Below are 7,551 nucleotides of genomic sequence, written 5' to 3'. Positions count from 1 at the left end.
GACGATCGTGCCCTCGATCTCGATGACACCGTCCTTCTTGGCCATATCCTCCGTCTATCTGTTGCGGACGTCCCTGGGTGGGACGACACAGGATTGGGTGGCGTGCAGGCGCACGACACCCAAGGATCCAGACTACGGCAGGCGCGCCGATACACGAAATCGTGGCAGCGTCATGCGCCGGCCTCCACCTCGGTCATGCGCCGGCCTCCACCTCGGCGACGCGCAGCCGCACCATCCCCCCACTACCCTCCGGATCTCCTCACCACCTCCACTCGAGTGGCCCCGTCATCCACAACCCTCCGGATCTCCTCACCACCTCCACTCGAGTGGCCCCGTCATCCACAACCCCCTGTGGATAGCGGGGCCACTCGAGTTGTGGCGCGGTCCCGCGGTCAAGGTCAAGGTCAAGGTCAAGGTCAAGGCGGGTAGTGTCGCGGGACGGCTGAGTGCCTGGCACTCGGAGGATCGCGGATGCGACGATGGAGGAGTCCCGAAAGGAGATCATCATGTCCGACCTCTTCCCCCGCGCCACCCGCCAGACCAGCGAGGCTCGAGCCCGGCTCGCCCCGGAGATCAACGCGGCCTGGGAGTCCTTCAGCAAGGCGGCGTTCGCCGAGGGTGCCCTGCCCGAGAAGACCAAGCAGCTGATCGCTGTCGCCGTCGCCCACACGACCCAGTGCCCCTACTGCATCCAGGGTCACACCAAGCTCGCGGCGCGCAAGGGCGCCTCGCCGGAGGAGATCATGGAGGCGATCTGGGTGGCGGCCGAGATGCGGGCCGGCGGCGCCTACGCCCATTCGACGATCGCCCTCGACGCGCTCGGGGTCGTAGCGGACGCCCCGGGGCATGCGGGGCATGCGGAGCACGCTGCCGATCACTGAGCAGCGAGCACCTCGGATCACGCGACCTGATGGAGTGGCCGCTCGAAGAAGAGGACAGCCACGAAACCGACGAGGAGGACCGCAGCAGGCAGGATCATCGACTGCGCCATCGCGTCGGCGAAACCACTCGCGACCTCGGCCGGCATCGTGCCGCCGGTCTGGAACGAGCCGCCGCCGGTCGGGACACCAGGGAGCTCGATAGCGAGGCGGGCCTCCATGATCACGGCGATAGCCGCACTCCCGAGGACGGCCCCGACCTGCCGGGTCGTGTTGTAGACCCCCGCCCCGGCGCCGGCCGCGGACATCGGCAGGTTGCGGGTCGCCGTGGCGCCGATCGGGGACCACATGAACGGGCCGCCGAGCCCCATCAGGATCATGGGGAGCAACAGCTCCCATGTCGGGGTCCCCTCATGCATGATCTGGCTCAGCCAGAACAGCGCGATCGTCGTCGCGCCGATGCCGAAGGCTGTGAGGCCGCGTGGGTGGAGGCGGTCGGTGAGCGTACCGGCGAGCGGAGCCAGCGCTGCGGACAGCAGTGCCATCGGCGCGAGCAGCAGTGCTGCGGCCGTCGGCGTCATTCCGCGGACCGCCTGGGCGTAGAGCATGAACGGGAAGGTCATGGCGGTGATCGCGAAGCCCACCGTCGAGATCGCGATGTTGGCGATCCCGAAGTTGCGGTCGCGGAAGAGGCTGAGCGGCACGAGCGGCTCTCGGGGGTTGCGGTTCTGCCACCAGATGAATGCGCCGAGCACGACGAGGCCGACAGCGATGAGCAGCGGCACCGACACGATGCCGGTGATCGCCCCCCAGTCGTAGCTCTCGCCCTCCTGGATACCGAAGACGAGCAGGAACATCCCGATGGCGGAGAGCACCACTCCGAGCCAGTCGAAGCTGTGCGTGTGCGTCCCGAGCCGGGGGACGAGGCGGACCGCGAGGAGCAGGCCGAAGACGCCGACGGGCACGTTGACGAAGAAGATCCACTCCCAGCCCGGCCCGTCGACGAGCACCCCGCCCGCGATGGGGCCAACGAGCATGGCGACCCCCGCCGTCGCCCCCCAGAGCGCCATGGCCTTGCCTCTGGACGCCGCGGGGAAGGTCCGGGTGATGACGGCCATCGTCTGCGGGGTGAGCAACGAGGCGCCGAGACCCTGCACGACCCTGGCGATGACGAGCATGGTGATGGTCCCCGTGAGACCGCACCACAAGGAGGCCAGGGTGAAGATCGTCAGGCCGAGCAGGTAGAGCCGCTTGGGACCGTAGCGGTCACCGAGCCGTCCGGTGATCAGCAGCGGCACGGCATACGCGAGCAGGTAGGCGCTGGTGACCCAGACGACGGCGTTGACGTCGGCGTCGAGCGCGATCATGATCGCCGGCGTCGCGACGGACACGATGGTCGAGTCCACGAGGATCATGAAGAAGCCGAGCACCATCGCCCAGAGAGCCGGCCAGGGGCTGCGGCCCTCGGGGAGGTCGCTCGTCTGATCGGATGTGCGGGAACCCTCCAGTCGCTCCATCACGACCCCGTATGCCGCCGGGCTCAGATCACACCGAGAGCGATGATCGCGTCGGCGATCTGGACGAACGATGACGTGTTGGCACCGACGACGTAGTTGCCCGGGGACCCGAACTCGTCCGCGGCCCCCGCGCAGCGTTCGTGGATCCCCCGCATGATCGTCCCGAGCCGCGCCTCGGTGTACTCGCTGGTCCACGAGTCGCGAGAGGCGTTCTGCTGCATCTCGAGAGCTGAGGTGGCAACTCCCCCGGCGTTGGCGGCCTTGCCCGGGGCAAAGAGGACGCCGGCGCCGAGCAGCGCCCTGATGGCGCTCGGGGTCGCCGGCATGTTGGCCCCCTCGGCAACCAGGGTCACGCCGTTCTTGATAAGCCGGATCGCGGCGTCCTCGCCGAGCTCGTTCTGGGTGGCGCAGGGCAGCGCGACGTCGCAGTCGACGTCCCAGACACTCCCGCCGGCCACGTAGGTCGCGCTCCCGCGCTGCGCAGCGTAGGCGCTGATTCGCTCTCGTCTGACCTCTTTGACGTGCTTGAGCAGGGTGACGTCGAGACCGGCCGAGTCGATGACGAAGCCACCGGAGTCCGAACAGGCAACGACGGTCCCGCCGAGCTCCTGCGCCTTCTCGGCCGCGTAGATGGCGACGTTGCCCGATCCCGAGACGGCGACACGCTTGCCGTCCAACGAGTCACCGCGGGCACGCAACATCTCGTCGGCGAAGAAGACCGTCCCATAGCCAGTCGCCTCCTTGCGCACCCGCGAGCCTCCCCAACCGAGGCCCTTGCCGGTGAGGACGCTCGACTCGTAGCGGTTGGTGATCCGCTTGTACTGGCCGAAGAGGTAGCCGATCTCTCGTCCGCCGACGCCGATATCGCCGGCCGGGACATCGGTGTACTCCCCGATGTGGCGATAGAGCTCGGTCATGAACGACTGACAGAAGGCCATGATCTCGCGTTCGCTGCGGCCCTTGGGGTCGAAGTCGCTGCCGCCCTTGCCGCCACCGATCGGTAGGCCGGTGAGCGCGTTCTTGAAGATCTGCTCGAAGCCGAGGAACTTGATGATGCCGAGGTTGACACTGGGGTGGAAGCGCAGCCCGCCCTTGAACGGCCCGAGCACCGAGCTGTACTCGACCCGGAAGCCCCGGTTGATCTCGACCTCGCCGGCGTCGTTGACCCACGGGACGCGGAAGATGACCTGCCGCTCCGGCTCGCACAGCCGCTCGAGGACCTGGTTGTCGGCGTACTCCGGATGCTTGCGTACGACGGGGGCCAGCGACTCGAAGACCTCGAAGACGGCCTGGTGGAACTCCTGCTCCCCATGGTTGCGCCGCAGCACCACCTCGTAGATGCTCTGTAGGTGCGGGTCCAAGGTCGCCATCTCGTCTCCTTCCCTGGGGACATGTCATCCTCGCGGAGCCGGGTCACCGATGTCGCGCCGTCCGCATCACGGACGTGCCGTCTCACGTGATGCCGGCCGACAGGGACGATACCGGCTTGCTCCACGCGCTGCGAGCGTCAGCGGGTCGGTCTCATGACCGGCACCGCCCGCCAGATCCCGTCGTCTCGCCCGGCCCGCGGAGGCATTCACGTCTCGGGGGCGAACGCGGCACCCAGGGCGGCGAGAGCGGCTTGGCCACCGTCGAGGGAGGTGAGGATCCACAGGCCCTGCTCGCGCACCGCGACGGAGTGCTCCCAGTGGCATGAGCGCGAACCGTCCGTCGTCACGACCGTCCAGCCGTCGGTAAGGACCGTGGCCTCCGATGTGCCCAGCGTGACCATCGGCTCGATCGCACCGGTGAATCCCGCGACGAGCTTGGGCCCGGTCTCGCGGACTGCGTAGTTCGGGATCTGCGGGTCCATGTGCATCTGGCGGCCGATCCCGTGACCGACATACTCGTCGATGATGCCATAGGTGTGTCCGTCACGCGCTGCGGCCGCGAGGATGCTGCGCTCGATCGCATCGCCCACGGCATAGAGGCGCCCGCCTATCCGCAGCGCGACGATCCCGGCGTAGAGGGCCGCCTCGGTGGCCGCGAGGAGGTCGAGGTCCTCGGGTCGGGCGGCCTCGCTGCCACCGACGATCACCGAGATGGCCGCATCCCCGTTCCAGCCGCTGACCTCCGCACCGCAATCGATGGACAGGAGATCTCCCTCGCGCAGGATCGTCGTGCTGGTGGGGACGCCGTGGACGACCTGCTCGTTGACACTCGTGCAGAGCGTGTGGCTGTAGCCCGGGACGAGCTGGAAGTTGGGGATACCGCCATGGCTGCGGATGAAATCCTCGGCGAGCCGATCCAGCTCGAGCGTGCTCACGCCCGCCCGGATCTCACCATGGAGCATCTCAAGCGTCCGCCCGACGAGCAGGCCCGCCTCGCGCATGAGCAGGAGCTGGTCGTCGGTGCAGCCGGACAGTCGGCGGCGACCGAACAGCCTGCGGCGGCCGAACACCTCTCGTGGCCTCCTGTGCTCAGGCGTGCGTCGGGAGAGCGGCGATGATCCGATCGGTGACCTCGTCGACCGCGCCCATCCCGTCGACGCGGACAAGCAGACCGGCTTCGGTGTAGTGCTCCGACAAGGGCGCGGTCTGCGTGCGGTAGAGCGCCTGACGCTCCCGGATGACCGCTTCCGTATCGTCCGCCCGGCCTTCGACCTCGGCGCGCCTCAGCAGCCGGCGCACGACGGCGTCCTCGTCGACGGTGAGCTCGAGCACGGCGTCGAGAGCGCGGCCCTGGCGGGTGAGCACCTGATCGAGGGCCGCGACCTGCCCGGCCGTGCGCGGATATCCGTCGAGGAGGAAACCGCCGGCCGCGTCATCCCACTCGAGGCGGTCCGCGACGATCTCGTTGGTCACCTCGTCGGGGACGAAGCGACCCGAGGCGAGGATCGCCTCTACCCGCTCGCCGAGCGCCGTGCCTCCCTTGATGTTGGCCCGGAAGATGTCTCCGGTGGAGATGGCGGGGATGGCGAGCCGCTCGCAGATGCGCGCGGCCTGAGTGCCTTTGCCGGCCCCGGGCGGCCCGAGAATGATCAGTTGCATGCCGAGGCCTCCGCCCGGTGAGGAGCGCGGCGACTGGCGACATGAGGTGATGTCAACGGAGGAACCCTTCGTAGTGACGCTGCTGCAGCTGCGCCTCGATCTGCTTGACCGTCTCGAGCCCGACCCCGACGACGATGATGATCGAGGTTCCGCCGAACGGGAAGTTCTGGTTGGCCCCCACCGCGACGAGCGCGATGAGTGGGATGAGCGAGACGAGGGCCAGGTAGATGGCGCCGACCACGGTGATGCGGGTCAGCACGTAGTTGAGGTACTCGGCCGTCGGGCGACCCGCCCGGATGCCGGGGATGAACCCGCCGTACTTCTTCATGTTGTCGGCGACCTCGGTCGGGTTGAACGTGATCGAGACGTAGAAGAAGGTGAAGAAGATGATGAGCGCCACGTACACGAGCATGTAGATCGGCTTGTCACCGCGTTGCAGGTTCTCCTGCACCCACGACACCCAGCCCGGCGCGTTGCCGCTCGACCCGGCGTTGAACTGGGCCACCAGCCCCGGCAAGGCAAGCAAGGAGCTGGCGAAGATCACCGGGATCACGTTGGCCATGTTGACCTTGAGCGGGATGTACGTGGAGGTGCCGCCGTACTCTCGCCTACCGACCATCCGCTTGGCGTACTGCACCGGGATGCGGCGCTGCGACTGCTCGACGTAGACGACGGCGCCGATCACGAACATGCCCATGAGCAGGATGCCGAGGAAGGTGCCCCAGCCCTTGTTCTCCTTGATCGACCACAGCGAGCTCGGGAACCCGGCGGCGATCGAGGTGAAGATGAGCAGTGACATTCCGTTGCCGACGCCCTTGTCGGTGACGAGCTCGCCGAACCACATGATCAGGCCGGTGCCGGCCGTCATGGTCAGCACCATGATCACGATGGTCAGGCTCGAGCTGTCGGTGAGGATGTTCTCGCACGAGCCGCCGAACAGGGCCGAGGGGTTGCGGGCGAAGGTGACGAGGGTCGAGCTCTGCAGCACCGCCAGACCGATCGTCAGGTACCGGGTGTACTGCGTCATCTTGGTCTGCCCGGCCTGCCCCTCCTCCTTGAGGGCCTCGAACTTCGGGATCACCACCGTCAGCAGCTGCACGATGATGCTCGCCGTGATGTAGGGCATGATGCCGAGCGCGAAGACCGACAGCTGCAGCAGGGCGCCGCCGCTGAACAGGTTCGCCAGGCTGAGCAGACCGCTCTGGTCGCTTCCCCCGGCCTTCTGCCCATCGGCCAGGCAGGCCTGCACGAGGCCGTAGCTCACTCCCGGGACGGGCACGTGTGACCCGAGCCGGAACAGCGCGAGTATGCCGATCGTGAAGAGCAGCTTCTTGCGCAGGTCCGGGGTACGGAACGCGCGAACGAAAGCGGCAAACACTGGTCCTCCTGGTGGCCGGCCGTGGGCGCGGCGTTGTCATGGCTCCGCTTGAAGGTTAACTCAACGCCGCAGCCCTACGTGAGGATCACTCGCCGGCGTCGAGGAGCTTGACCGAGCCCCCAGCAGCCTCGATCTTCTCCTTGGCGGAGACCGAGAACCGGTGCGCCTCGATCTCCATCGTGGTGGAGATCTCCCCGGTGCCAAGCACCTTGACGGGGTGGCCGTCACGGACGGCTCCCTTGGCGACGAGGTCCTGCACGGAGACCTGCCCGCCCTCGGGAAACAGGACCTGCAAGCGGGCCAGGTTGACGACCTGATACTCGGTGCGGAACGGATTGGTGAAGCCCCGCAGCTTCGGCAACCGCATGTGCAGTGGCATCGAGCCGCCCTCGAAACTCTCCGGGACCTGGCCACGCGCCTTGGTGCCCTTGGTGCCGCGACCGGCGGTCTTGCCCTTGGAGCCATCGCCGCGACCGACCCGGGTCTTGGCGGTCCTGGCGCCGGGGGCAGGACGAAGGTGGTGCACCTTGAGGGCGGACTCGGACGAGGTCGCAGCCTTCCTGCCGGTGCTGTCGGTGCTGTCTGGGCTGTGCGTGCTGTCTGGGCTGTGCGTGCTGTCCGTGGTCATGGTCAGTCAACCTCCTCGACGGCGACCAGGTGGGTCACCGTCTTGACCATCCCGCGGATCTCGGGACGGTCCTCCTTGACGACGACGTCGCCAATGCGCTTCAGACCGAGGCTGCGCAGCG

8 protein-coding genes are annotated in these 7,551 nt (G+C 67.7%); 1 reads left to right on the top strand and 7 read right to left on the bottom strand.

All coding sequences use genetic code 11. The features are described 5' to 3' along the window. Window positions 1–506 precede the first annotated feature (506 nt). Window positions 507–881, top strand: coding sequence for a carboxymuconolactone decarboxylase family protein (locus L0H79_RS19035; RefSeq protein ID WP_301486216.1), 375 nt, complete (start codon window positions 507–509; stop codon window positions 879–881). 17 nt (window positions 882–898) lie between these two features. Here the strand turns inward: L0H79_RS19035 and L0H79_RS19030 are convergent, their stop codons facing one another. The 7 genes from L0H79_RS19030 to rpmD all read right to left on the bottom strand — a co-directional run. After that, entirely contained in the window at window positions 899–2,395 is a 1,497-nt protein-coding gene (locus tag L0H79_RS19030; protein ID WP_301486215.1) for a DHA2 family efflux MFS transporter permease subunit, read from the bottom strand. Window positions 2,396–2,418: 23 nt separating this feature from the next. Further along, window positions 2,419–3,765, bottom strand: a complete 1,347-nt coding sequence (gdhA, locus tag L0H79_RS19025) for an NADP-specific glutamate dehydrogenase (protein ID WP_301486214.1) — start codon at window positions 3,763–3,765, stop codon at window positions 2,419–2,421. 206 nt (window positions 3,766–3,971) lie between these two features. Then, the gene (map, locus tag L0H79_RS19020) at window positions 3,972–4,835 is read right to left on the bottom strand and encodes a type I methionyl aminopeptidase (RefSeq protein WP_301486213.1); all 864 of its coding nucleotides are present in this window, start codon (window positions 4,833–4,835) and stop codon (window positions 3,972–3,974) included. Window positions 4,836–4,854: 19 nt separating this feature from the next. After that, window positions 4,855–5,424, bottom strand: coding sequence for an adenylate kinase (locus L0H79_RS19015; protein ID WP_301486212.1), 570 nt, complete (start codon window positions 5,422–5,424; stop codon window positions 4,855–4,857). A gap of 52 nt (window positions 5,425–5,476) precedes the next feature. Beyond that, window positions 5,477–6,802, bottom strand: a complete 1,326-nt coding sequence (gene secY, locus L0H79_RS19010) for a preprotein translocase subunit SecY (RefSeq protein WP_301486211.1) — start codon at window positions 6,800–6,802, stop codon at window positions 5,477–5,479. 85 nt (window positions 6,803–6,887) lie between these two features. Next, window positions 6,888–7,430 carry a 50S ribosomal protein L15 gene (gene rplO / locus L0H79_RS19005; RefSeq protein ID WP_301486210.1) on the bottom strand — a complete coding sequence of 181 codons (543 nt, stop codon included), beginning with the start codon at window positions 7,428–7,430 and terminating at the stop codon, window positions 6,888–6,890. Between the two features lie 2 nt (window positions 7,431–7,432). Continuing rightward, on the bottom strand, window positions 7,433–7,551 hold a 119-nt coding region (rpmD, locus tag L0H79_RS19000; RefSeq protein WP_301486217.1), incomplete at its 5' end, for a 50S ribosomal protein L30.

This window comes from Intrasporangium sp., from assembly GCF_030452765.1.
Taxonomy (GTDB): Bacteria; Actinomycetota; Actinomycetes; order Actinomycetales; family Dermatophilaceae; genus Intrasporangium_A.
This window is presented reverse-complemented; position numbering and strand designations above follow the sequence as displayed.

Excerpts from the sequence above, each read along its gene's own strand:
- L0H79_RS19035 (WP_301486216.1), top strand. The coding sequence starts at position 507 with ATGTCCGACCTCTTCCCCCGCGCCACCCGCCAGACCAGCGAGGCTCGA.
- L0H79_RS19030 (WP_301486215.1), bottom strand. The coding sequence starts at position 2,395 with ATGGAGCGACTGGAGGGTTCCCGCACATCCGATCAGACGAGCGACCTC.
- gdhA (WP_301486214.1), bottom strand. The coding sequence starts at position 3,765 with ATGGCGACCTTGGACCCGCACCTACAGAGCATCTACGAGGTGGTGCTG.
- L0H79_RS19015 (WP_301486212.1), bottom strand. The coding sequence starts at position 5,424 with ATGCAACTGATCATTCTCGGGCCGCCCGGGGCCGGCAAAGGCACTCAG.
- rplO (WP_301486210.1), bottom strand. The coding sequence starts at position 7,430 with ATGACCACGGACAGCACGCACAGCCCAGACAGCACGCACAGCCCAGAC.